The following is a 22566-nucleotide window of genomic DNA, read 5'->3' on the forward strand; positions in this document are numbered from 1 at the left end:
GTCGGTCCGGCGCTGTCGGGTGGTGCCTGTCGCTGTATGGACCGGGGGCCCGGCCGATTCTCATCGGCCGGGCCCTTCGGTGTGCCATGACGGGCGCCACACCGGGTGGGTGCGGCGGCGGGGACGGCCGCGGTCAGGCGATGCGGTCGAGGACGATCGGGGCCGGGGTGAAGGCGGTGCCCTCGGGGGCGATGTCGTACGCGGCGGTCAGCGGCTCCAGCGCGTAGTCGAACTTCTCCGGGGTGTCCGTGTGCAGGGTCAGCAGGGGCTGACCGGCGGTGACGGTGTCGCCGGGCTTGGCGTGGAGTTCGACTCCGGCCCCGGCCTGTACCGGGTCCTCCTTGCGGGCGCGGCCGGCGCCGAGCCGCCAGGCGGCGAGGCCGATGTCGTAGGCGTCGAGGCGGGTGAGGACGCCGGTGGCGGGGGCGGTGACGACATGCCGCTCCCGGGCGGTGGGCAGTTCGGCGTCGGGGTCGCCGCCCTGGGCGCTGATCATGCGGCGCCAGACGTCCATCGCGGAGCCGTCGGCGAGGGCCTTCGCCGGGTCGGCGTCGGGCAGTCCGGCGGCGGTGAGCATCTCCCGGGCGAGGGCGAGGGTCAGTTCGACGACATCGGCGGGGCCGCCGCCCGCGAGGACCTCGACGGATTCGCGGACCTCCAGCGCGTTGCCCGCCGTCAGGCCGAGGGGGGTGGCCATATCGGTGAGGAGGGCGACGGTGCGGACTCCGCTGTCGGTGCCGAGGGCGACCATGGTGGACGCCAGTTCGCGGGCGTCGTCGAGGTTCTTCATGAAGGCGCCGGAGCCGACCTTGACGTCGAGGACGAGGGAGCCGGTGCCCTCGGCGATCTTCTTGGACATGATGGAGGAGGCGATCAGGGGGATGGCCTCGACGGTGCCGGTGACGTCCCGCAGGGCGTAGAGCTTCTTGTCGGCGGGGGCGAGGCCGTCCCCGGCGGCGCAGATCACGGCGCCGGTGGTGTCGAGGACGTGCAGCATCTCCTCGTTGGAGAGCAGGGCCCGCCAGCCGGGGATGGACTCCAGCTTGTCGAGGGTGCCGCCGGTGTGGCCGAGGCCCCGGCCGGAGAGCTGGGGTACGGCCGCGCCGCAGGCGGCGACCAGCGGGGCCAGCGGGAGGGTGATCTTGTCGCCGACGCCGCCGGTGGAGTGCTTGTCGGCGGTGGGGCGGCTGAGGGTGTCGAAGCTCATCCGCTCGCCGGAGGCGATCATCGCGGCGGTCCAGCGGGCGATCTCGGTCCGGTTCATCCCGTTCAGCAGGATGGCCATGGCCAGGGACGACATCTGTTCGTCGGCGACGGCGCCCCGGGTGTAGGCGTCGATGATCCAGTCGATCTGCTCGCCGGAGAGTTCGCCTCGGTCCCGCTTGGTGCGGATGACGGAGATGGCGTCCATGGGGTGTTCCTCCTGTGGTGCGGTTGTGGTGCGAGGGGAGCACGGCGGGTGGCCGCCGGGTCCCGTGGTGTACGGCGGCCGGTCCCCGGCCGGGAAACGAGGCGGCCCCTCCGCCGGGTTCCGGTGGAGAGGCCGTCGCTTGTTCAGGCGAGGTGGGCCGGGCCGAAGGGCTGCGGCAGCAGTTCGGCCAGGGTCACGATGCCCCCGGGGGTGTCCAGGAGCAGTTCGGGGCCGCCGAACTCGTGGAGCAGCTGACGGCACCGGCCGCACGGCACCAGGCTGCCGCCCGCGCCGTCGACACAGCTGAAGTGGGTCAGCCGCCCGCCGCCGGTGAGCTGGAGCTGGGAGATCATGCCGCATTCGGCGCAGAGGGAGAGGCCGTAGGAGGCGTTCTCCACATTGCAGCCGGTGACGGTACGGCCGTCGGTGGTCCGGGCGGCGGCCCCGACCGGGAAGCCGGAGTAGGGGACGTACGCGTGGGTCATGGCCTCGCGGGCCCGGCCCCGCAGGGTCTCCCAGTCGAAGGCGTCCGGGGTGCCCCCGGGGCCCGGCGGGTGGTCGCCCGCCGGGCCGCCGGGAGCCGGGGCCGTCATTTGCCCTGGCCCTTTCGGTAGCGCATACCGTCGGCCTTGGGCATTCGCAGGCGTTGCGCGGAGAGCGACAGCACCAGCAGGGTGACGATGTACGGGGTCGCGGTGACGAACTCGGTGGGCACGGTGTCCGTACCGAGGTACCAGACCAGGACGAGGGCCGCGATCACGGCACTGGCACCGGCCTGGACGAGCGACTTGCGGTAGTACTTCCAGATCGCCAGCGCCACCAGGCCGATGACCAGGGCCAGCAGCAGGGCGTGTACGGACTGGCCGCCGTTGCGGAGCTGGAGGGCGTCGGAGTAGCCGAAGAGGCCCGCGCCCATGGCGAGTCCGCCGGGCCGCCAGTTGCCGAAGATCATCGCGGCGAGGCCGATATAACCCCGGCCGCCGGTCTGGCCCTCGTTGTAGATGTGCGAGGTGACCAGGGAGAGGAAGGCGCCGCCGAGGCCCGCCATACCGCCGGAGATGATCACCGCGATGTACTTGTACTTGTAGACGTTGACGCCGAGGGACTCGGAGGCGATCGGGTTCTCGCCGCAGGACCGCAGGCGGAGGCCGAAACCGGTCTTCCAGAGCACCAGGAACGTACCGACGAAGAGCAGGATCGCCACGATCGTCAGCAGCGACACATTGGTGACCAGGCCACCGAGGATGCCCGCCAGGTCCGAGACGAAGAACCACTCCTTCTTCTCGATGGTGCGGAAGAGATCGGAGAGTCCGGGCAGGGTGACCGTGCCGATGTCGTCGGACGGTGGTGACTGCTTGGGGCTGCCGCCCTTCGCGGACGCCTCGCCGCTGTTGAACCAGAGCTTGGCGAAGTAGCTGGTGATCCCGAGCGCGAGGATGTTGATCGCGATACCGGAGATGATGTGGTCGACACCGAAGGTGACGGTGGCGATGGCGTGCAGGAGTCCGCCGAACATGCCGCCGAGGACGCCCGCGAGGACACCGATCCACGGATCGGTCTGCCAGCCGGCCCAGGCACCGAAGAAGGTGCCGAGGATCATCATGCCTTCGAGGCCGATATTGACGACGCCCGCGCGTTCGGCCCACAGACCGCCGAGACCGGCCAGGCCGATCGGGACGGCGAGCGAGAGCGCGGCGCTGATCTGGCCGGACGAGGTGATGTCCTGGGCGCCGGAGATCACCCGGACCGCCGAGAGGGCGATCAGGGCGCCCGAGATGATCAGCAGGACCATCGGGAAGGAGAGCCGGGTGCGTCCGCTCTTGCCGCCGACCTTGGGCGCGGCGGGCGGCGGAGTCGTGGTCGCCGTGGCGGTCACGCCGACACCTCCTTCTTGTCGGTGTTGCCGTTGCCGTTGTTGCCGTCGCCCGCGGCCCGCGCCTGGGCGGCGAGCCGGGCTCCGACCTGCCGCTGCTGGCGCTTGAGGCCGTACCGGCGGACCACTTCGTACGCGATGACGACACAGAGCACGATGACGCCCTGGATGACGCCGACGATCTCCTTGTCGTACCCCTGGAACTCCAGCTGGCCGCTGCCGCGCTCCAGGAAGGCCCAGAGCAGGGCGCCGAGCGCGATACCGACCGGGTGGTTGCGGCCGAGCAGGGCGATGGCGATACCGGTGAAGCCGATGCCGACCGGGAAGTCGCCGCTGTACTCGTAGCTGTCGTTGAGCAGGGTCGGCATGCCGACGAGTCCGGCGGCGGCGCCGGAGATCAGCATGGACGTGACGACCATCTTCTTCACGTTCACACCGCTGGCCTGGGCGGCGGAGCCGGACTGGCCGACGGTCCGCAGATCGAAGCCGAACCGGGTACGGGCGAGGGTGAACCAGTAGGCGACCCCGACGATCACCGCGATCACGACGAAGCCCCAGATCGGGTCGGGCTTGGTCGGGAACTCGAAGAAGTGCGAGGACTCCGGGATCGGCTTGGTGGAGATCTTGGTCCCGGCCTGGTCGAGGTGGCCGAGCCTGCCCTGCTGGAGCAGATAGCCGATGATCGCGGTGGCGATCGCGTTGAGCATGATCGTCGAGACGACCTCGCTCACCCCGCGGGTGACCTTGAGGACACCGGCGATACCGGCCCACATGGCGCCGACCAGCATGGCGCAGAGCATGATCAGCGGGACCTGCACCGGGCCGGGCAGGGTGAGGGCGCCGCCGAGGGCGGCGGCGAAGAAGGCCGCGAGCCGGTACTGGCCGTCGACACCGATATTGAACAGGTTCATCCGGAAGCCGACGGCGACCGCGATACCGGCCAGGTAGTACGTCGTGGCCTTGTTGATGATGTAGACCTGGCTGTCCGACTTGGTGCCGTAGTCGAACATGATGCTGAAGGCGTTGAACGGCTCCTTGCCGGTCGCGGCCAGTACCAGCGCCGTGACCAGGAAGGCGACGACGATCGCCAGCAGGGGGGCGGCGAGCCCCAGGAGCACCCGCTCCTTGTCGAACTTCTTCATCGGTCCTCTCCCCCGTCGGTGTCGCGCCCGGCGGCGGGGGTCTCGCCGGCGGCCGACGGCCCGCCGTCGTCGGTGTGCTCCAGATGGCCGCTGGCCGCGCCGGTCATGGCCGAGCCCAGCTCCTCCGGGGTGATGGTGGCGGGGTCGGCGTCCGCGACCAGCCGGCCCCGGTACATCACCCGGAGGCTGTCGGAGAGCCCGATCAGCTCGTCGAGGTCGGCCGAGATCAGCAGTACGGCCAGGCCCTCACGGCGGGCCTCCCGGATCTGGTCCCAGATCTGGGCCTGCGCGCCGACGTCCACACCACGGGTGGGGTGGGCGGCGATCAGCAGCTTCGGCCGGTGGCTCATCTCCCGGCCGACGATCAGCTTCTGCTGGTTGCCGCCGGAGAGGGAGGCCGCGGTGACGTCGATCCCGGGGGTACGGACGTCGTACTCGCGGACGATCCGCTCGGTGTCGGCCCGGGCGCCCTTGATGTCGAGGAACGCGCCCCTGCTGTTGGGCTTCTCGGTGACATGGCCGAGGATCCGGTTCTCCCACAGCGGGGCTTCCAGCAGCAGCCCGTGCCGGTGCCGGTCCTCGGGGATCACCCCGAGGCCGTCCTCGCGCCGCTTCCGGGTGGGGGTGTGGGTGATGTCGGCGCCGTCGAGGGTGACGGTCCCGGCGTCCGGGTTCCGCATGCCCATGATGGCCTCGACCAGTTCCGACTGGCCGTTGCCCTCGACTCCGGCGATGCCCAGGACCTCACCCTTGTGGATGGTGAAGTCGATCCCGCCGAGGACCGCGCGGACCACGCCGTCGGGGTCGGTGGCGGTCAGCCGCAGCTTCTCGACCGTGAGCATCGGGACGTCGGTGACGGTCGACTCACGGGTCTCGGGCGACGGCAGCTCACTGCCGACCATCAGCTCGGCGAGCTGCTTGACCGTGGTGTTCGCCGGGTCGGCGGTGCCGACGGTGGTGCCGCGCCGGATGACGGTGATGTCGTCGGCGACGGAGAGCACCTCGCCCAGCTTGTGCGAGATGAAGATGACGGTCAGGCCCTCGGCCTTGAGCTCGCGCAGGTTGTCGAAGAGGGCGTCGACCTCCTGGGGCACCAGGACGGCGGTCGGCTCGTCGAAGATCAGGGTCCGGGCGCCCCGGTAGAGGACCTTGAGGATCTCCACCCGCTGGCGGTCGGCGACACCGAGGTCCTCGACATGGGCATCGGGCCTGATCCCCAGTCCGTACGCGTCCGAGATCTCCTTGATCTTGGCGCGGGCGCGGTCTCCGATGCCGTACAGCTTCTCGGAGCCGAGGACCACGTTCTCCAGGACGGTCAGATAGTCGGCGAGCATGAAGTGCTGGTGCACCATGCCGATGCCGCGGGCGATGGCGTCGCCGGGGCTGGAGAAGGAGACCTCTTCGCCGTCGACCGTGATGGTGCCCTCGTCCGGCTTCTGCATGCCGTAGAGGATCTTCATCAGGGTGGACTTCCCGGCGCCGTTCTCGCCGATCAGGGCGTGGACGGTGCCCCGGCGGACGGTGATGTCGATGTCGTGGTTGGCCACGACTCCGGGGAATCGTTTGGTGATGCCGCGGAGCTCTACGGCATGGGGGCTGCTGGACGCGTTGATGGCGCACTCTCCCTGGGCAGGAGGCGGAGCGGGGGCGGGGGCGGACGAGCGGGGGTGTGGTGGCGAAAACTACCGTGATTCGCGGTCCACGGCAGACGCTACGCGCGTAGCGCCGCCAAGTCGCTCAAGAGGCGGCCCGGCCCCGTTCCGGGGTACGGAACGGGGCCCTTCCCTCGTACGGAACAGGGGCCCCGGCCGGGTTGCGGAACGGGGTCCGCCCGGGGTCACGGATCCGGGCGGCGGGCTGCCTCGTGGATCAGGGCCCGGAGGAGCGGCTCGGCCGCTCGTCCGGGCCCTGATCAGACGGCTCGGGTCAGATGGTGGTCTTGACCTTGATGGTGCCGTCGACGATCTTCTTCTTCGCCTCGTCCAGCTTCGCCTGGATGTCCTTCAGGTGACCGCCGGTCTGCACCAGGCTCACGCCGTCCTCGGCGAGCGAGTAGGTGTGCGTGCCGGTCAGCGGCTTGCCGTCCTTGACGGACTTGGCCAGCTCGAAGACGCCGGTGTCGACGTTCTTGACGACCGAGGTCAGGATGGAGGCGGCGTACTTCGACAGGGCCGGGTCCTTGGCCTGGTCGGAGTCGACACCGATGGCCCAGGCGCCCTTCTTGGCCGCGACGGCCTCGATGGCGCCGGCGCCGGAGCCGCCCGCGGCCGCGTAGACCACGTCGATGCCCTTGTCGAGCATGCCCTGGGCGGCGGCCTTGCCCTTGTCGGGGCTGCCGAAGCCGGACAGGTCCGTACCGGTGGACAGGTACTGGATCTGGACGGTCGCCTTCGGGTTGGTCTCCTTGACGCCCTGCTGGAAACCGGCCGCGAACTTCTTGATCAGCGGGAGGTCCACACCACCGATGAAGCCGACCTTGCCGTCCTTGGACTTCAGGGCCGCGGCGACACCCGCGAGGTAGGAGCCCTGCTCCTCGGTGAAGACGATGTTGTCGACGTTCTTCGCCTCGGAGACCGAGTCGACCAGGCCGAAGGTGGTCTTCGGGAACTTGGGCGCGATCTTGTCGATGGCGTCCTTGTAGGCGAAGCCGACGGCGACGACGGGGTTGTAGCCGCCCTCGGCCAGCGACGCGAGGCGGGCCTCGCGGTCGGCGGGCGTCTCGCCGTGCTTGGCGGTCAGCTCCTTGACCTCGGCGCCCAGCTCGGCCTTGGCCTTGTCCAGCCCGCGCGCGGCGGAGTCGTTGAAGGAGTTGTCCCCCCGGCCGCCGACGTCGTACGCCGCGCCGACCTTCAGCTTCCCGGCGGTACCGGCGCTGGAGGAGCTGGAGGAGTTGGAGTCGGTGGAGGACTCGCCGCACGCGGTGGCCGTGAGGGCGAGGGCCGCGGCGGTGAAGCCCGCGGCGGTGATCTTGGATACCCGGCGCAAGAGGAGGGGTCCCTTCGAGACTGACCGAAAGCGCCTCTTCCGGCGCTGGTTTCGCCGCGATCGTAACGCGCGTAGATGTCAGTTAAAGACCTGTTCATGAGTCGTTATCGGATCGTCGCGTTTACCGCCCGGGACCGGTGACCGCCCGGTGACGCAGCGGGGCCCCGGGAAGGGGCCCGGGACCAGGACTGACGAGGCACGGGAGGGGTTTCGGGGCGCCGGGGACGGAAGGGATCGGCGGGTCGGCCGGGGTGGGCGGGGCGGGGGTACGGAGGGGGGCGCCGCGGGCTCCGGACGAGGGCCGGACGGGCCCCGGGCGGGGTCCGGGGCCGCCCAGCGGGGGTGTCCGGCGGCTTCCGGGGCCTCCGGGGCGGCGGCGAATCTGGCCGGAATCATTCGCCCGGCGGGGCCCGCGCCCCGCCCGCGCCCCACTGTCGCGAATGCCGCGGTAAGAGCCGTCTGCTATTGCCGTCTCCGGCGTTATCACCGGCCGCATCACCGGTGCGATATTCCGTGGCGGTCGAGGGGCGCGGGGCGACGGGGTTCCCCGGCTGCCGCTCCGGGATTCCGGGCGGGTCGAACCCCGGCAAGTCGGCGGGATCGTTCCGGCGGGCGGTCTCCGGGAAATCCGGGTGGCCCCCGAGTGGCCCCGGGTGGCCGATCACGCCCCGCCGCCGGGGCCGATCACCCCGGGATCACCTGCGGAGATTCCGTGCGGAAGGTTTGCCGGAACGCCGGGAAACCGCTGGCCGGAGCGGCTTCGGAGATAACGGCGCCCGCCGGGGCCGGTGATATCCGGGACGAACACGGGGTAATAGCCCGGCGTCTCCTTGTGACCGGGTCCGGGCCGTTGATAAAACCTGGCCACCGCGGAACACCTGGAGCCGTTCACCGCTTCCGGGATCCCATCGGATACCGAAAGCGGTGCGGCTCCGCCCCTACCTTTCGGAGGCGTTGTGCGCAATATCGTGAAGCAGACCTTCGTCGGCCTGACGGCCGCCGCCAGTGTTGTCGCGTTCGGCCCCACGGCCTCGGCCGCGACCGCTCCCGTGGACTCGGGTTCGGTCTCGCCCGCCGCCGTCGACTGCTCCCGGGGTATCGGGGGCGGCTCGGAGAAGTACGGCTGGACGGAGTGCACGGGCCTCGGCCCGACCCAGCGTGTGCGGGTGGAGATCTGGTGCGACGCGGCGGGCCGGGTGTTCTACGGCGCCTGGGTCCACAACAGCAAGCGGTCCGTGGCCTACTGTCCCAGCCTTGAGGTGCCGTCCCGGGTCACCACCGACTTCCGCTGACCCGGCCGGGACCCGGGACGGTTGTTGCCGGAGGGCGCCCGCGTGGCGTGCGGGCGCCCTCCGGCGCGTACGGGGGTGGTACGAGGGCCCGCGCGTGCCGGGCCGTACGGCATCCGAGGCGTACGGCGCCGGGCCCGTACGTCTCCGGAGCCGTACGCGACCCCGTACGGCACCCCGCGGCGGCCCGCGCCCCCGCCGCTACCGGGTGCCCAGCTTGCCCCGCTTCAGGTGGAGTACCTCGTCCGAGGCGTCCGCGACCTCCCGGGAGTGGGTCACCACGACCACGCACTTGCCCTCGTCGTGCGCCAGCTGCCGGAACACCTCGATGATCCCGCCCGCCGTCTCGTGATCGAGGCTGCCGGTGGGTTCGTCGGCGCAGAGGATGTCGACCTCGCAGGCGAGGGCGCGGGCGATCGCGACCCGCTGCTGCTGTCCGCCGGAGAGCCGCAGGGTCCTGCGGTGGTGTTCGGCGGGCTCCACCCCGAGCAGTTCGAGGAGTTCGGCCGCGCGCCGCCGCCGGGCGCCCCGCCGTACCCCGGTGATCTCCATCGCGGCGGTGATGTTCTGGATCGCCGTCATATAGGTGAGCAGGTTCAGCGACTGGAAGACGGTGGCGACATGGCGGTTGCGGTAGTGGCCGAGGCCGACCTCCGTGATGTCGCGGCCCTGGAAGCGGACCGTGCCCGAGGTCGGTGAGTCGAGCCCGCCCGCCAGGGAGAGCAGGGTCGTCTTGCCGCTGCCGGAGGGGCCGACGACGGCGTACATCCGGCCGGGTTCGAAGGCGTGGGTGACGCCTTTGAGTACGGTCCGTTCGCGGTGGCCGCTGCGGAAGGAGCGGGTCACGCCGACGAGTTCGAGTACCGGGGTGCCGGTTCGGGTGGGGGTCATCGGTCAGTCGCCCTTCGTCAGGATGTCGCGCGGCCGGAGCCGCAGTACGCGGAAGCCGGGGACGACTACGGCCAGGGCGGCGATACCGAGTCCGGTGGCGCCGACCTTGGCGATGTCGGCGGTGCCGAGCCGGACGTCGAGGGTGTCGACCGGCTCCGTCTCCGGCTCGTCGTCGGCGACGGTCACCGGGCCGCCCGGACCCACGAGGGTGTTGCTCGGGTCGGCGGCGGGGTCCGCTTTCCCGGCGGATTCCCTCGCCGACGACACCTCTCCGGCCAGGAGCCGGTCACCGGCGGTCCGGGAGAGGAACTGGCTGCCCGCCGCCGCGATACCGATCGCGAGTACGGCGCAGGCGGCGACCTCCGTCAGATGCTGGCCGAGCAGCCGGGGTTTCCGCTCGCCGATGGCGAGCAGGATGCCCAGCTCCTTGCGGCGTTCCCGGAGCGACGAGGCGACGATCAGGGCGAGGATCACGGTCCCGGCGAGGGCGACGAGCCAGACGGTGACGGTGGCGAAGTCGGCGGTGTTGTCGATGGGCCCGACGAGCTGCCGGTACTGCTTGTCGTTGACGGTGATCGGGAAGATGCCGAGATCGGCACCGGCCGCCTTCGCGTCCTTCTTCAGCCGGCCCATGTCCGCCGGGTCGGCCAGGGTGAAGGTGGCCTGCATGACCTCACCGCCCCCGGCGCCGAGTTCCTTGTCGAAGAGGACGGTGGCGCCGTCGGGGCTGGCGTAGATCCGGTTCGCCGGGTCCAGCATGGCCGGTATGTGACGTCCGGTGTCGACGGTGCCGCTGGTGTAGATGCCGACGACCCTGAACCCGTACTCCTTCTCGTTCTTCTTCCGGCCGGGCTGGGTCATTCCGACTTTCAGTTCGATCCGGTCGCCGACCTTCCACCGGTTCTCCTGGGCGAGCCGCCGCTCGACCACGACTTCGTCGCTCCCGCTCTTCGGGCCGATTCCCCGCCCGGCCACCATTTTCGCGTCGCCGTTCCGGAACGCGGCCACCAGCCGCTGGTCGCGTACGCCGTCGACGCTGAGGAAGTCGGGGCCCTCGCTCTGCTTTCCGTTCGGCGGCGGTACCGGGATGTACATTTTCGCGCCGCCGCCGGGCAGGGCCACGGACTCCATCGTGTAGTTGCAGCCCTTGAGTACCGGCGACGCGCAGATCTTGTCGACCAGACCGCGGCGGAGTTCACCGGCGGGCCCGATCCCCCCGGCCCGGTCGCCCTGGGGCTCCGGTGATTTCCCCGAGTTGATGAGGGCGTTGATGTCCAGCCGCATGGTGGCGACCGCGCCGACGGTCTTCTTGGCGTCGTCGGCGGCCCGGGCCGCGGCGGATCTGATGAGGAATCCGGAGAGCACCAGGGTGGAGATGACGGTGAAGAGGCCGACCAGTATCGCGGTTTTCCCGAGGTGGCCGGTCAGCCGCCACCACGCCCGTTTGAAGAGATTCATTACGGAGGACAACTCCCTGCCCGGTGAATTCACAATCCGTTGACGAACGTAGCCGGGCCCCGTTGTGAACGGTGTTTGCCGGATGACAGGCTCTGACGGTCGCTCATACACGGTTCACATACCAGCTCTGATAGGTGTGGGAGGCGGGGGCGATCGCGCCGTACGGCCCCCGGACATTCACAGGAATGGCAAACGGGAAAGGGCCGCGATCGTGCGCGTACTGGTAGTCGAGGACGAGCGGTACATGGCCCGGGTGATTCAGATCGGGCTGCGCCGCGAGTCGATCGCGGCCGATGTCGTCCACGACGGGGCGGACGCCCTGGAGAAACTGGCGGTCTACGACTACGACGCCGTCGTCCTGGACCGTGATCTGCCCGGGGTCCACGGCGACGAGGTCTGCCGCCGGATCATCGGCATGGACCTGGCGTGCCGGGTGCTGATGCTGACCGCCGCCGGGCGGCTGGGCGACAAGGTGGAGGGCCTGGGCCTGGGCGCGGACGACTATCTGGCGAAGCCGTTCGACTTCCCCGAACTCGTGGCCCGGCTGCGGGCGCTGTACCGGCGTACGCCCATGGCCCATCCGCCGGTGCTCGGCTTCGCCGATCTGACCTTCGACACCCATCGCCGCCGGGTTCTGCGCTCGGGCCTGGAGATCCGGCTCGCGCCGAAGGAACTGGCGGTGCTGGAGCTGCTGATGCGGGCCGACGGCGGGGTGCTGAGCGCCGAGTATCTGCTGGACAAGGCGTGGGACGCGGAGACCGATCCGATGACCAACGCGGTCCGGCTGGTCGTCCACACCCTGCGCCGTAAGCTCGGGGAACCCCAACTGGTGCGGACGGCGATCAGCGCCGGCTACTACCTGGGCACGGAATGATCCGGCGCGCGGGGCGCGGCGAGCCCGCCCGGACGGACGGAACGACCGGGTCCACCCGGGAGCCCCGGACGACCGGGACCGCTCGGACCGCCGGGACGGGTCGGACCGCCGGACCCGCTCGGGGCACCCGGACGGCCCCCGCCGCCCGGATCCGGACCCGGAGCATCCATGTCCGCCTCTTTCTCGGCTTCGCGGGCGCGCTGATCGTCTCGGCCCTCCTGATGGTGGCCGTGATCTACGCCGGGATGCGGTTCGTCCCGACGTACGACTTCCGGGACACGGTCGTCGTCCCGGACAGCGCCCTCCTCCAGCCGTCGTCGCCCGACACCGGCGCGCCGTTCCCCGAGGTCAGCGCCCCGCCCGAGGTGCGGGCCGGAGCGCCGGTGGACGCGGACGGCTCGATCCGCAGCAAGGAGGACGTCTGGAGCGCCCTGCTGTGGCTGTCGGTCGCCGGTCTGCTGCTGGTGACGGCGATCGGTCTGGCCGTCGGCTGGCGGCTGTCGAAACGCCTGCTCGCCCCGCTCGGCACCATCGGCCGGGTCGCCGCGCGGGCCGCCGACGGCCAGTTGCAGTACCGGATCAGGGCGGCGGGCCCGCCGGACGAACTGAAGTCGCTCGCGGACACCTTCGACACCATGCTGGCCCGGCTGGAGGAGTCCTTCGCCGCGCACCGCCGGTTCGCGGCCAATGCCTCGCACGAGTTGCTGACCCCGCTGGCGACGACCCGCGCGGTGCTCCAGATCGCGGCGGACGACCCCGGTGGCGAGGAGTTCGCCGAGCTGGTGCCGATGCTGGTGGAGACCAACGAACGGAACATCACCATCGTCGAGGCGCTGCTCGATCTGGCGGCGGCCGACCACACCCCGTTCGACCCCGAGCCGGTCGATCTCACGGCCCTCGCCGAGTCCGCCGCCGCCGAACGCGCCGCCCGGGCGGCTTCGGCGGGGCTGCGGCTGACCGTGGACACCGAACCGGGCCGTACGGTCCCCGGAAACGCGACCCTGCTCCGTCAGCTGCTGCTCAATCTGCTCGACAACGCCCTCGGCTACAACGAGCCCGGCGGTACGGTCCGGCTCGTGGTTCGCCGGGGCGCGGCCGAGGGGGAGACGGTGATCGAGGTGGCGAACACCGGGCCGATGGTCGACGCGGTGGTCGCCGGGCGGGTCTTCGAGCCGTTCTACCGGCAGCGGTCGCGGGTCGGCAGCGACCGCTCGGGCCACGGGCTGGGGCTGGCCATCGTCCGCTCGATCGTCGACGCCCACCACGGCACGGTGACCGCCCGGCCCAATCCCGGCGGCGGACTGACGGTACGCGCCGTACTGCCGCCGGTCCCGTCGTCCACCGGGCCCGGGGCCGTACGCCTCAGTTGCCGATCCGGTACCGCAGATGAGTGACGCCGGTGCCCTGGACGACCTCGAAGGGCCCGTCGAAGCTCACCGGACCGCCGCCCGGCTCGCCGAAGAGGGTCTTGCCCCGGCCGAGGACGACCGGGACGAGCGCGATCCCGACCTCGTCCAGCAGCCCGGCGTCCAGCGCCTGCCGGGCCATCTCGCCCCCGTTGACCACGACGTCCTCCTCCCCCGCCAGTTCCCGGGCCCTGGCCACGGCCGCCTCGATGCCCTCGGTGACGACCACGAAGTTCTCGTCGTCCTCGGGACGGTCGGCCGGGCGCTCATGGGTGAGCAGAACCGTGGTCACGTCCATCGGATGGCGCCCGCCCCATGCCTTCGTCAGGTCGTAGAGGTGGCGGCCGACGACCAGCGCGCCGGTGTTCGCCCACTCCCGCCGGACCACCTCGGCGCTGGCCGCCGAGAGCCGTAGCGGCGGTACGTCGGGGCTGGCCGTGGGGATCTCGACGTCCCCGTTGCCGTACCACTGGAACAGCAGGTCGAAGCCGCTGTCGTCGGGTCCGGCGATAAAACCGTCCAGGGACATCGTGGCTCCGGTGACGACCTTGCCCATGGTGCCGTTCTCCTTCGTTCTCGTCCGGGTGGTGCCGACGCTCGCGGTCGGCGCTCTCACCGGTATGACGGATCCGGTTCCCGGTTCTCGACATCCCGCGCCGAACTTTCCCGCCCCTTTTTCCGGACAGGGTGTGGCCGGGACGCGCTCGTGCCACGGGCTGACCGGGACCGCCGGGGTGCGACCGCAGAGGTACCCGGATCGACCTCCGGGGACGGATGTGACGGAAGGGTACGGAGCGACATGCTCGGGAACTCGGGCACATCACGAACCCCCCTGCCCTATCCGGTTGTTCACCAGGAGTCAGGAATTATGAGGTCGAAATATCTCACCCCCGCCTTGGCGTTGGGCGTCCTCACGGGCGCGCTCGCCGTGTCCCCCGCCACGGCGGCCGAACCCCCTGCGCGACAGCAGTCACCGGCCCCGGCCTCCCTCGACTGGCGGACGTGCGACATCCCGCCGGACCCCGACCACCCGACCCCGGCCGATGTGCGCTGCGCCACGGTCACCGTGCCGCTGGACTACCGCGAGCCGAACGGAAAGAAGCTCGGCATCGAGATCGCCCGGATACCGGCCGCGAACCCGGCCGAACGGATCGGGTCGCTGATGCTCAACACGGGCGGCCCCGGCGGCGAGGCGGTCGGTATGACGCCCATGCTGGAGGCGATGCTTCCCGGCGCGCTGAAGGACCGGTACGACCGGATCGCGATCGACCCCCGGGGAGTGGGCCGCAGCGCCCCGATCAGCTGCGGGCTGACACCGGAGGAGCAGCAGACCCTCTATCCGTACGCGAAGGGCGGCTTCGACCGGGGTGTGGCCCTGAACCGGAGCTTCGCCGAGAAGTGCGCGGCGAAGTACGGGGACGATCTGCGCCACTTCACCACCCGTAACACCGCCCGGGACATGGACGCGGTCCGCGCGGCGCTGGGCGAGCGGAAGACCCACTACCTGGGCTGGTCCTACGGGACTTATCTGGGCGCGGTCTATACGCAGATGTTCCCCGAGCGCTCCGGCCGGATCGTCCTCGACAGCGCCGTCGACCCGAAGGACGCCTGGCGGGGCGAGTGGCTGGCGTGGGGCTCGGAGTCGCACCGGCAGCTCGACCGCTGGACGCGCTGGGCCGCCCGCCACCCGGAACTGCACCGGCTCGGCGACACCCCGGCGAAGGTCCGCGCCTCCTTCTGGAGGCTGATCGCGGCGGCGGACCGCAAGCCCCTCCGCCTGGAAGGAGGCACCCTCGACGGCGACGGACTCCGCAACGCCCTGTGGTACCGCTTCGACACCGTACGGACCGCCACGAAGCTGGTCGACAATCTGCGCCAGGTGGCGGCGGGCCGCCCCTACGAGGAGTTCCCGTCCGACGACCTCCCGAGCGCGGAGGTCGGCACCGACGATATGTCGGCCAGCTGGGCCATCACCTGCGCGGACGCGAGCTGGCCGAAGAGTGTGGCGACGTACCGCGCCGACGCCCGCCGCGCCAAGGCCCGTTATCCCCTCTACGGCGACTACGCCTCGGGCACCACCCCCTGCTCCTTCTGGAAGGACGAGCCGGTCGAGCCGCCGACCGAGGTGAGGAACTCCGTGGGCGCGCTGATCGTCCAGAACGAGTGGGACGCCCAGACCCCGCTGTCCCAGGCCAAGGGCTTGCGCGCGGATATGAAGGGCTCCCGGATGCTCCTGGTCGAGAACGGCGAGGACCATGCCGTCTACGGCATGGGCCGCAGCGCCTGCGCGGACAAGGCGACCACCGACTACCTGGTCACCGGCAAGCTCCCCGAGCGCGACCTCACCTGCGCCCCGAACTCGCCCGGCTCCCGGACGACCGACCGGTTCACCCCGTCCTGGCAGACCCCGATGCCCCGCTGACCCGCCGACCCGCTGACCCGTTGCGCCTCCGGAGAAGGTGACGGGATGTCGCGCCTACGCCGGGTGACGCATTGACTCCTCAATTCCCCAGCGGTTCCATGCTTGACGGCCCTCCAGTGGAGATCTGGAGGAGAAACCGTGTCCTTGCTGGGGGGAAGATGAGGGTAAACGCGAACCTGAGCACCACCGGACGTATGCGGGCCGCCCTGAGCACGGCGGTGGTGGTCTGGGCGCTGGCGGCCGTCACACCCACGGCCGCCACCGCCTCCACCACCACCGCCTCCACTGTTACGAGGATCAGCGTCGCGACCGACGACGGCTACGGCGCCGCCTCGATCACCCCCGACGGCCGCAGCGTCGTCTTCACATCGCTCAGGAACGCCCCGCCGCAGAGCGGCAACGAGGTGTACGTCCACGACCGCCTGACAGGCCAAACCAGGACGGAGCCCCTGACCGAGGGCTGGACCCCGGCGATCAGCGGCGACGGCAGACAGGTAGCCGCCAACGCCCCGGCCCAGGGCATGTCCTCCCAACGGATCCGGCAGCATTCGCTCAACCTGGGCCTGCTCCCCGTCATCTGCGGTCGCTGCAACCAGCCGTCGCTCAGTACGGACGGCCGCTATCTCGCCTTCGGCGCCCTGCGAACCGGGCTGCTCCGGAACGTCGTGATCTCGGACCGCGACGGCGGTTTCCAGACCATCGCGTCCCTCAACAGCTCAGCGCCCGCCCGACCGTCCATCAGCGGCGACGGCCGCTATGTCGCCTACCAGGACCTCTCCTACCAGACGGAGGGCGTCTACCTCCACGACCGCACCACCGGCACCACCTCGGGCCCGCTCGAAGGCCCGGCCACCAGCGCGTCACTGGTCCAGCTCAGCGACAACGGCACCAAGGTCGTCTACGTATCGGGCCCGGACACCTACGTCCACGACATCGCTTCCGGCACCGCCCAACTGGTGCCGAACGTCCGGGGCCTGGCCATCGACCCCACGGGCCGCTATCTCCTCCACGCCCCCAACACCACCGGCGGCCCGTCCCTCGTCCTGCGCGACCTCCCGAAGGCCACGGACAGAACGGTCTCGACCGAACCCGCCACGGCCGAGGTCGACTCGGTCGGCGCCGGTGGCCGCGATGTGGTCTTCCAGTCCTCGGCGGACAACATCGTCCCCGGCGACACCAACGGCAAACCGGACGTCTTCGTCCGCACGTTTTCCTGACGGGTACCTCGACCACACCCGCCGACCCCACCCCGGCCCACCACGAGTCACACCTACGACGCGGCCGGAAACACCGTCACCCTCACCACGGGCACCGGAGCCGACGCCAAGACGCAGACACTCGTCCGGGATCCCGAGAACACCCTGCCCGGCGCTGGCCTGGGAAGCGTGACCACCGGCCCTCTGTTGGTCTAACGAGTCCAGGGCGGCGTGATGGTGCTGCCGTCGGCCAGCTTGGCGCTGAGCCCGACCCGTGTAGTGACCCACATGTGCGCGGGCTGGTCGGTGGTATTGGCAACCGCCAGCTCGGAGCCTGCCGGAGCCACGGCTGCGTCACCGACGCCGAGTTCGGCGCTCTCGCCGCCGATGGTAAGCCGGAGGCGACCGGACAGAACGTAGAACGTTTCCTCGTGACTGATCACGTGGGCCGGACCCACTGTTCCGGCCGGGATCTCGCCGCGCCAGGCGGCCAGGTCCCGGCTGCCCGTGCCCGGACGGACGTAGGAAACGAAGCGGGCACCGTGGATCTCGTGCACGACGGCCTCGTCACTGCGGATGAAGGACACGCCAGCCCCCCTATAGACAAGAAACTTGTCCATAAAGACAAGCAGCTTGACGAGTTATAGTCAAGCCATGGATGACGCTCTAGCCTTCTCCGCACTTGTGCTGGCACTCTCCGGACAGTTGGTGCAGGAGATCCACGCTCGCGTGTCCCAGCAGGGATTCGAGGACCTACGGCCTGCACACGGCTTCGCCTTCGCCCGTATCTCCCTGGGCGGCGCCACTACGGCCGACCTGGCCGAGCACCTGGGGGTGACCAAGCAGGCCGCCGCCCAGCTGGTCGAGGAGCTGGTCCGCAAGGGGTACGTAGCCCGGCATCCACACCCCCACGACGCCCGCGCCCGGCTCTTGGGCCTGACCGAGGCCGGCCGGGCCGCCACGCGCGCCGCCGACCAGGCGGCCCAGGCTGCCGTCGCACCATGGCGAGAGGCGCTGGGCGAGGCGCGCTTCAGTGAACTTGTCGCCGACCTGACCCGGCTTACCCCACAGGGGCCGATCCGCCCCGCCTGGTAAGCCAGTAAGTCATCGGCCTGGACTACCGCGGGTCACCAAGGAGGAGCCAGGGCAACGGATTTACGCATCCCATGTCGACGATGCGCAGCAAGTCGTGGACCCCGCAACCCCCGAAGGACTTCTGGAGCTGATCACTTAGATGGACAAGGTGGTGACAGTCGGATGGCCAGGAATGTGACCGCTCCCGGCGTTCTTCGTAAGGCGATCGAGGTGGGTGCTGTGCCTGCGGCGGCGTCCGTGTCACGCAAAGGTGAGGCCCGCTGGGAAGCAGGCGATCTCAGTTATCGTGTCTGGGTTTGGAAAGACACCACTGGAGCGCTGACCTGGGACCTTCACATCGGCGACGCCAAGTTCGGCGCGTTGATGTCGGAGTATGGTGGGTTGTCTGTTCCTGTTCGCAGCTCGCAGAACTCTATTCCATGGCCGATGACTGCCGATTCCTTGCTGGCCGACTTTCTCCAGGAAGGGCTGGGACGAGCAGGCCAGTTCGTAATCGACCGAGCTGACCTGTGTGCACTGCTTTGCTCGTCGGAGGACGTGCACCGAGGGGATCTGTACACATGGCTCCCCATCGCAAATTACCCGGCTCGGCTTGCGCAAGCGCTGATCTTGGCGCGCGATATCGGCGAAGTCGACCTGGAATCTCAAATCCTCTCCACGTTGCAAGGTGATTCGATTCGCCTGTCGAATGGGAGATCTCTTGAGATTCTCAAATCGGCCAAGAGTTGGGCGAGCAAGTACTCGACCGCGCTCGGGTTTGACGTTCCGATTTAGCCGAGTCGAAGCTATCTAGCGCCCCGAGTGCGCAGATGGAATTCTTTCTGCGCGAGCAGGAGCCCCGCCCCGGGAAACTTTGACGGGGCTCCTTCGGGCGTTTGACGGCAACACTGACGGCAACGTTATTAAATAGGTTCTGATCCGGTCGCACGTGTCGGCGAGGGTGATAATGAACGAGCTACTGGAACTTCTGGACGAAGCGTGGGACGACGAATCAGGTTTCCTCGGCAAACTTCGTTCCGGAGAATTCGACCCGGTTGCCGGTGAAGCCTATGTAGCACTGCTTTCTCGCATTCCCCCGGCCGCCGGCGAGACGGTGGAGACAAGGCTCGTGCAACTCATCTGGTTCGCGCCCATGTTCATCGAGTGGCAAATGGATCGGGCCGTCAAGAACGAAGATGATCTCAAACAGCTTTCTCACATTGCGACTCAAGTGCACGAAGCGGTTTCCGGCGTTCTCGGGATCCCGTGACCCAGATCCATTGAGTCGGGATGGATGGAATTGATGAACAATATTTCAATCGACCCGAAATCTGTCGAACTGGCGGACTTCCTGTTCGTCTGGCACGGCCCCCCGAATCCCGCGCCAGACAGAAATGACCCTCGGTTCAGCTGGGTCCCCGACGGGCTGCGGAAGTGCCACGAGCTAAGCGCCATCTGGGGTGTCCCCACGGAGGGGGTGAAGCGGCTGCTGCCGTTGTCGGAGCTGGCCGAAGAGGAAGGCAAGTACATCTTCTTGGGGGACCAGGGCGGCTGGGCCTGGGCCTTTGATCGCGGGACGCCAGGGGCGGTCTTCGAGGCGAAAGATGATGAGCCGTGGCGACGCCTACCGGGAGGATGGGAGGAGTTCATCTTCCATCACGTATTCACCGAAACGATCGAGGCGGCGCCATTCGTCTACTGGTCTTCGGACATTTCGCAGGAGGGTGCAAGGAGCATTCTCGATGAGAAGTTCCGCGAGGTAGCGTTCCGACAGTCCGCATGGCCTGCCGCCGGGTGGCGGTCGTATATGGCCGAGGACATGTTGGCAGACGTGGGGCCAGTGACTCCCGGCAGGACCGCGATGACCATCGGGGCCAAATCGGATGGGCTCATTGAGAATCTGAAGTCGCTGACCGGTGCCGACTGGCGAGTTCGCGAGAATTAGCCAGAGCGCCATCAGCAAGAACTGAGGCGCCCCGTCGCCTTGGGGCGCTGCGGGCGGGGCCATTCTTCGTGAGTGGCCCCGCCCCCGTCAGGCGTTCAGCAGCGCCGCCGCTGTGAAGAGTTCGACGCCCACGCGGATCGCCTCCTCGTCCACGTCGAAGTCGCCCCGGTGGAGGTCCCTGCGGACCGTGTCGCCGGGGCGGCGGACGCCCAGGCGGGCCATCGCGCCCGGGACGTGTTCGAGGTACCAGGAGAAGTCCTCGCCGCCGAGGCTCTGTTCCGTGTCCTCGACCGTATGGGCGCCGCGGCGGGCCGTTTGGGCGGCGCGGAGGAGTTCGGTGACCGCCGGGTCGTTGACGACCGGGGGGACTCCGCGGATGTAGTCGATCTGGGACTTCGCCCGGTGGACCGTGGCGATCTCGTCGATCGCCGCGTGCACCAGGTCCGGCGCCTCGCGCCAGGTCTCCAGGTCGAGGCAGCGTACGGTTCCGGACATTTCCGCGTGCTGCGGGATCACATTGCAGGCGTGGCCGGATTCGATCCGTCCCCAGGTGACCGCGAGCCCGGCGCGCGCGTCGACGCGGCGGGCGATCATCGCCGGGACGTCGGTGACGATCTTCGCCGCCGCCGTGACGAGGTCCGTGGTGAGGTGGGGGCGGGCGGTGTGGCCGCCGGGGCCGTCGAGGGTGATCTCCAGGCGGTCGCAGGCGGAGGTGATCGCGCCGGGCCGCAGTCCGATGGACCCGGCGTCGACCTTGGGGTCGCAGTGCACGGCGATGATCCGTCCGACCCCGTCGAGCACCCCGGAGTCGATCGCGTCGGGCGCGCCGCCCGGCAGGACCTCCTCGGCCGGCTGGAAGACCAGCCTGACCGGGGCGGGCAGCAGCCCGGCGCGGTCCAGCTCGGCGAGTACGAGCCCGGCGCCGAGGACGGCCGTGGTGTGGACATCGTGTCCGCAGGCGTGGGCCCGGTCCGGCACGGTCGAGCGGTACGGGACCGATGTCTTGGTGTCCGGGATGGGCAGGGCGTCGATGTCCGCGCGGAGCGCCAGCATCGGCGCGACCCCGTCCCAGGTGCCGATGTCACAGACGAGTCCGGTGCCCACCGCGAGAACGCGCGGCGCGAGCCCGGCCGCTTCGAGCCGGTTCTTGATCGCCGTGGTGGTCCGGAATTCCTGGTTGCCCAGCTCCGGATGCATATGGAGGTCGCGACGGAACGCGATCAGCTCGGCACACAGCGTTTCGGACAGTGTGCCGGGCAGTGCGACGCTCCCGGACGGTTCGGTTTCGGACTCGGAATCGCGGGACATCAGTTGGTTCACCTGTTGAAGAGTAGGCCCAGCAGGGGGTCAACTGCCCACTGATCAAAGAAAGTTCAATCGGTTAGGGGAAGAAAACACCGGCGCGTGTGCATGGCTCTCCACCCGTGTGGGTATCCTCACGCCCTTTCCGACCGTACAGGCCCCCCGTCCCCGCCGCCTCCCGGCACGCCACCGCCGGTGCGAGGATGACGGAATGACGGACATGAACCGAATGATCGGCATCGAGGACGTACGCACGGCAGCCCGGCTGATCGAGGGCCGCGTAGTCCGTACCCCCACCGTGGTCTCCCCCGGCCTGTCCGAACTCCTCGGCGCCCCTGTCACCGCCAAGCTGGAGCTGCTCCAGCGCACGGGCTCCTTCAAGGCGCGCGGCGCGCTCGCCAAGCTGCTCTCCCTGGACCCGGCCCGGCGCGCGGCGGGCGTGGTCGCCGTCAGCGGCGGCAATCACGGCGTGGCCGTCGCGGTCGCCGCCGGGATGCTCGACATCAAGGCGACCGTCTGTATGTCCCGTACGGCCCCGGCCCGGTCCATCGCGGCGGCGGAGGCGGCGGGCGCCCACGTCCGGCTCACCGACACCATGGCCGAGGCGTTCGAGCTGATGGAGCGGTTGCGCGGGGAGGGCCTGACCCTGGTCCACCCCTTCGACGACTCCCTGGTGGCCGCCGCCCAGGGCACGGTCGGTCTCGAATTCGCCGAGGACCTGCCCGCCACCGGCGCCGCCGCGCCGACCGACGTCCTGGTCAGCATCGGCGGCGGCGGGCTGATCAGCGGGGTCGCGGTCGCCCTGAAGGCCCTGCTGCCCGGGGTCCGGATCTGGGGCGTCGAGACGGTGGGCGCCGAGGCGATGTCCCGCGCCCTGGCGGCGGGCGGTCCGGTACCGGTCGAGCTGTCGTCCCTGGTGACCACTCTCAGCGCGCCGTCGGTGTCACAAATGACCTTCGAGCATGTGACGGCCCTGGTGGAGGACGTCGTCGTTGTCACAGACGCGGCGGCGGTACGCGGCGTCGCCGAGATGGCCGAGCACGCGAAGGTGTGGACGGAGCCTGCGGCGGGCTGTCTGATCCCGGCCGCCCGGCTCGTCCTGGACCGGGTCGGCCCGGACGCCCGGATCGGTCTGATCGTCTGCGGCGGTAACGCGACCGTCTCGGACGCGGTCCGCTGGGGCGTGGCCGGATAGAGGTAAAACCGCAGCTCAGTGGCGGTCCGCCGGACCCGGGCGAGGTGACGGGGCGCGGTGTGACGGTGTGACGGGCGGGCAGGCAGGCGTACGGTGCGGGGAA

The 22566-nt window shown here is 69.8% G+C and carries 21 protein-coding genes; 10 read left to right on the plus strand and 11 right to left on the minus strand.

What is annotated here, in order from left to right; translation table 11 throughout:
• Positions 1–133: 133 nt before the first annotated feature.
• The 6 genes from AB0G74_RS18370 to AB0G74_RS18395 form a co-directional block, all read right to left on the minus strand.
• A complete protein-coding gene (locus AB0G74_RS18370; RefSeq protein ID WP_361147276.1) occupies positions 134–1411 on the minus strand; it encodes a thymidine phosphorylase in 1278 nt (425 codons plus the stop codon).
• A 143-nt stretch (positions 1412–1554) separates the two neighbouring features.
• A complete protein-coding gene (locus tag AB0G74_RS18375) occupies positions 1555–2004 on the minus strand; it encodes a cytidine deaminase (RefSeq protein ID WP_361147278.1) in 450 nt (149 codons plus the stop codon).
• The gene (locus AB0G74_RS18380) at positions 2001–3287 is read right to left on the minus strand and encodes an ABC transporter permease (protein WP_361147280.1); all 1287 of its coding nucleotides are present in this window, start codon (positions 3285–3287) and stop codon (positions 2001–2003) included. The genes AB0G74_RS18375 and AB0G74_RS18380 overlap by 4 nt, the downstream gene beginning before the upstream one ends.
• The gene (locus AB0G74_RS18385) at positions 3284–4426 is read right to left on the minus strand and encodes an ABC transporter permease (protein ID WP_361147283.1); all 1143 of its coding nucleotides are present in this window, start codon (positions 4424–4426) and stop codon (positions 3284–3286) included. The genes AB0G74_RS18380 and AB0G74_RS18385 overlap by 4 nt, the downstream gene beginning before the upstream one ends.
• Complete coding sequence (locus AB0G74_RS18390; RefSeq protein WP_361147470.1) at positions 4423–6039, minus strand: ABC transporter ATP-binding protein; 1617 nt, start codon at positions 6037–6039, stop codon at positions 4423–4425. Before AB0G74_RS18390 ends, AB0G74_RS18385 begins: the two co-directional genes overlap by 4 nt.
• A 313-nt stretch (positions 6040–6352) precedes the next feature.
• The gene (locus AB0G74_RS18395) at positions 6353–7411 is read right to left on the minus strand and encodes a BMP family ABC transporter substrate-binding protein (protein WP_361147286.1); all 1059 of its coding nucleotides are present in this window, start codon (positions 7409–7411) and stop codon (positions 6353–6355) included.
• Positions 7412–8367: 956 nt separating this feature from the next.
• Here AB0G74_RS18395 and AB0G74_RS18400 point away from each other — a divergent pair.
• Positions 8368–8703 (plus strand): hypothetical protein, encoded by a 336-nt coding sequence (locus AB0G74_RS18400; protein WP_361147289.1) that lies wholly within the window; start codon positions 8368–8370, stop codon positions 8701–8703.
• A gap of 198 nt (positions 8704–8901) precedes the next feature.
• On the opposite strand, the gene AB0G74_RS18405 is transcribed toward AB0G74_RS18400, so the two are convergent.
• Positions 8902–9591: an ABC transporter ATP-binding protein gene (locus AB0G74_RS18405; protein WP_361147292.1), complete on the minus strand. Its 690-nt coding sequence runs from the start codon at positions 9589–9591 to the stop codon at positions 8902–8904.
• Positions 9592–9594: 3 nt separating this feature from the next.
• The gene (locus AB0G74_RS18410; RefSeq protein WP_361147295.1) at positions 9595–11049 is read right to left on the minus strand and encodes an ABC transporter permease; all 1455 of its coding nucleotides are present in this window, start codon (positions 11047–11049) and stop codon (positions 9595–9597) included.
• A gap of 211 nt (positions 11050–11260) precedes the next feature.
• Here AB0G74_RS18410 and AB0G74_RS18415 point away from each other — a divergent pair, with 211 nt between their 5' ends.
• Both AB0G74_RS18415 and AB0G74_RS18420 read left to right on the plus strand, forming a co-directional pair.
• On the plus strand, positions 11261–11923 hold the full coding sequence (locus tag AB0G74_RS18415; RefSeq protein WP_361147298.1) for a response regulator transcription factor: 663 nt from the start codon (positions 11261–11263) through the stop codon (positions 11921–11923).
• Positions 11920–13317 carry a HAMP domain-containing sensor histidine kinase gene (locus AB0G74_RS18420; protein ID WP_361147301.1) on the plus strand — a complete coding sequence of 466 codons (1398 nt, stop codon included), beginning with the start codon at positions 11920–11922 and terminating at the stop codon, positions 13315–13317. The genes AB0G74_RS18415 and AB0G74_RS18420 overlap by 4 nt, the downstream gene beginning before the upstream one ends.
• Here AB0G74_RS18420 and AB0G74_RS18425 read toward each other — a convergent pair.
• Positions 13286–13945 carry a dihydrofolate reductase family protein gene (locus tag AB0G74_RS18425; protein ID WP_361147304.1) on the minus strand — a complete coding sequence of 220 codons (660 nt, stop codon included), beginning with the start codon at positions 13943–13945 and terminating at the stop codon, positions 13286–13288. The two genes, AB0G74_RS18420 and AB0G74_RS18425, sit on opposite strands and share 32 nt — an antisense overlap.
• A gap of 252 nt (positions 13946–14197) precedes the next feature.
• Here AB0G74_RS18425 and AB0G74_RS18430 point away from each other — a divergent pair, with 252 nt between their 5' ends.
• Complete coding sequence (locus AB0G74_RS18430; RefSeq protein WP_361147308.1) at positions 14198–15751, plus strand: alpha/beta fold hydrolase; 1554 nt, start codon at positions 14198–14200, stop codon at positions 15749–15751.
• 158 nt (positions 15752–15909) lie between these two features.
• Entirely contained in the window at positions 15910–16968 is a 1059-nt protein-coding gene (locus AB0G74_RS18435) for a hypothetical protein (RefSeq protein ID WP_361147311.1), read from the plus strand.
• A gap of 191 nt (positions 16969–17159) precedes the next feature.
• Here the strand turns inward: AB0G74_RS18435 and AB0G74_RS18440 are convergent, their stop codons facing one another.
• The gene (locus AB0G74_RS18440) at positions 17160–17534 is read right to left on the minus strand and encodes a cupin domain-containing protein (RefSeq protein WP_361147314.1); all 375 of its coding nucleotides are present in this window, start codon (positions 17532–17534) and stop codon (positions 17160–17162) included.
• Between the two features lie 67 nt (positions 17535–17601).
• On the opposite strand from AB0G74_RS18440, the gene AB0G74_RS18445 reads away from it, so the two are divergent.
• The 4 genes from AB0G74_RS18445 to AB0G74_RS18460 all read left to right on the plus strand — a co-directional run bounded on the left by AB0G74_RS18445 (position 17602) and on the right by AB0G74_RS18460 (position 19966).
• On the plus strand, positions 17602–18042 hold the full coding sequence (locus tag AB0G74_RS18445; protein ID WP_361147317.1) for a MarR family winged helix-turn-helix transcriptional regulator: 441 nt from the start codon (positions 17602–17604) through the stop codon (positions 18040–18042).
• Between the two features lie 162 nt (positions 18043–18204).
• On the plus strand, positions 18205–18816 hold the full coding sequence (locus AB0G74_RS18450) for a hypothetical protein (RefSeq protein WP_361147320.1): 612 nt from the start codon (positions 18205–18207) through the stop codon (positions 18814–18816).
• 172 nt (positions 18817–18988) lie between these two features.
• A complete protein-coding gene (locus AB0G74_RS18455; RefSeq protein WP_361147322.1) occupies positions 18989–19291 on the plus strand; it encodes a hypothetical protein in 303 nt (100 codons plus the stop codon).
• A 24-nt stretch (positions 19292–19315) separates the two neighbouring features.
• Positions 19316–19966, plus strand: coding sequence for a hypothetical protein (locus tag AB0G74_RS18460; RefSeq protein WP_361147324.1), 651 nt, complete (start codon positions 19316–19318; stop codon positions 19964–19966).
• A gap of 87 nt (positions 19967–20053) precedes the next feature.
• Here the strand turns inward: AB0G74_RS18460 and AB0G74_RS18465 are convergent, their stop codons facing one another.
• The gene (locus AB0G74_RS18465; protein WP_361147473.1) at positions 20054–21274 is read right to left on the minus strand and encodes an amidohydrolase; all 1221 of its coding nucleotides are present in this window, start codon (positions 21272–21274) and stop codon (positions 20054–20056) included.
• A gap of 223 nt (positions 21275–21497) precedes the next feature.
• On the opposite strand from AB0G74_RS18465, the gene AB0G74_RS18470 reads away from it, so the two are divergent.
• On the plus strand, positions 21498–22463 hold the full coding sequence (locus AB0G74_RS18470; protein WP_361147475.1) for a pyridoxal-phosphate dependent enzyme: 966 nt from the start codon (positions 21498–21500) through the stop codon (positions 22461–22463).
• The last annotated feature ends 103 nt before the right edge of the window (positions 22464–22566 follow it).

Origin of the sequence: Streptomyces sp. NPDC020875 (genome assembly GCF_040641415.1) — a bacterium.
Lineage (GTDB): Bacteria > Actinomycetota > Actinomycetes > Streptomycetales > Streptomycetaceae > Streptomyces.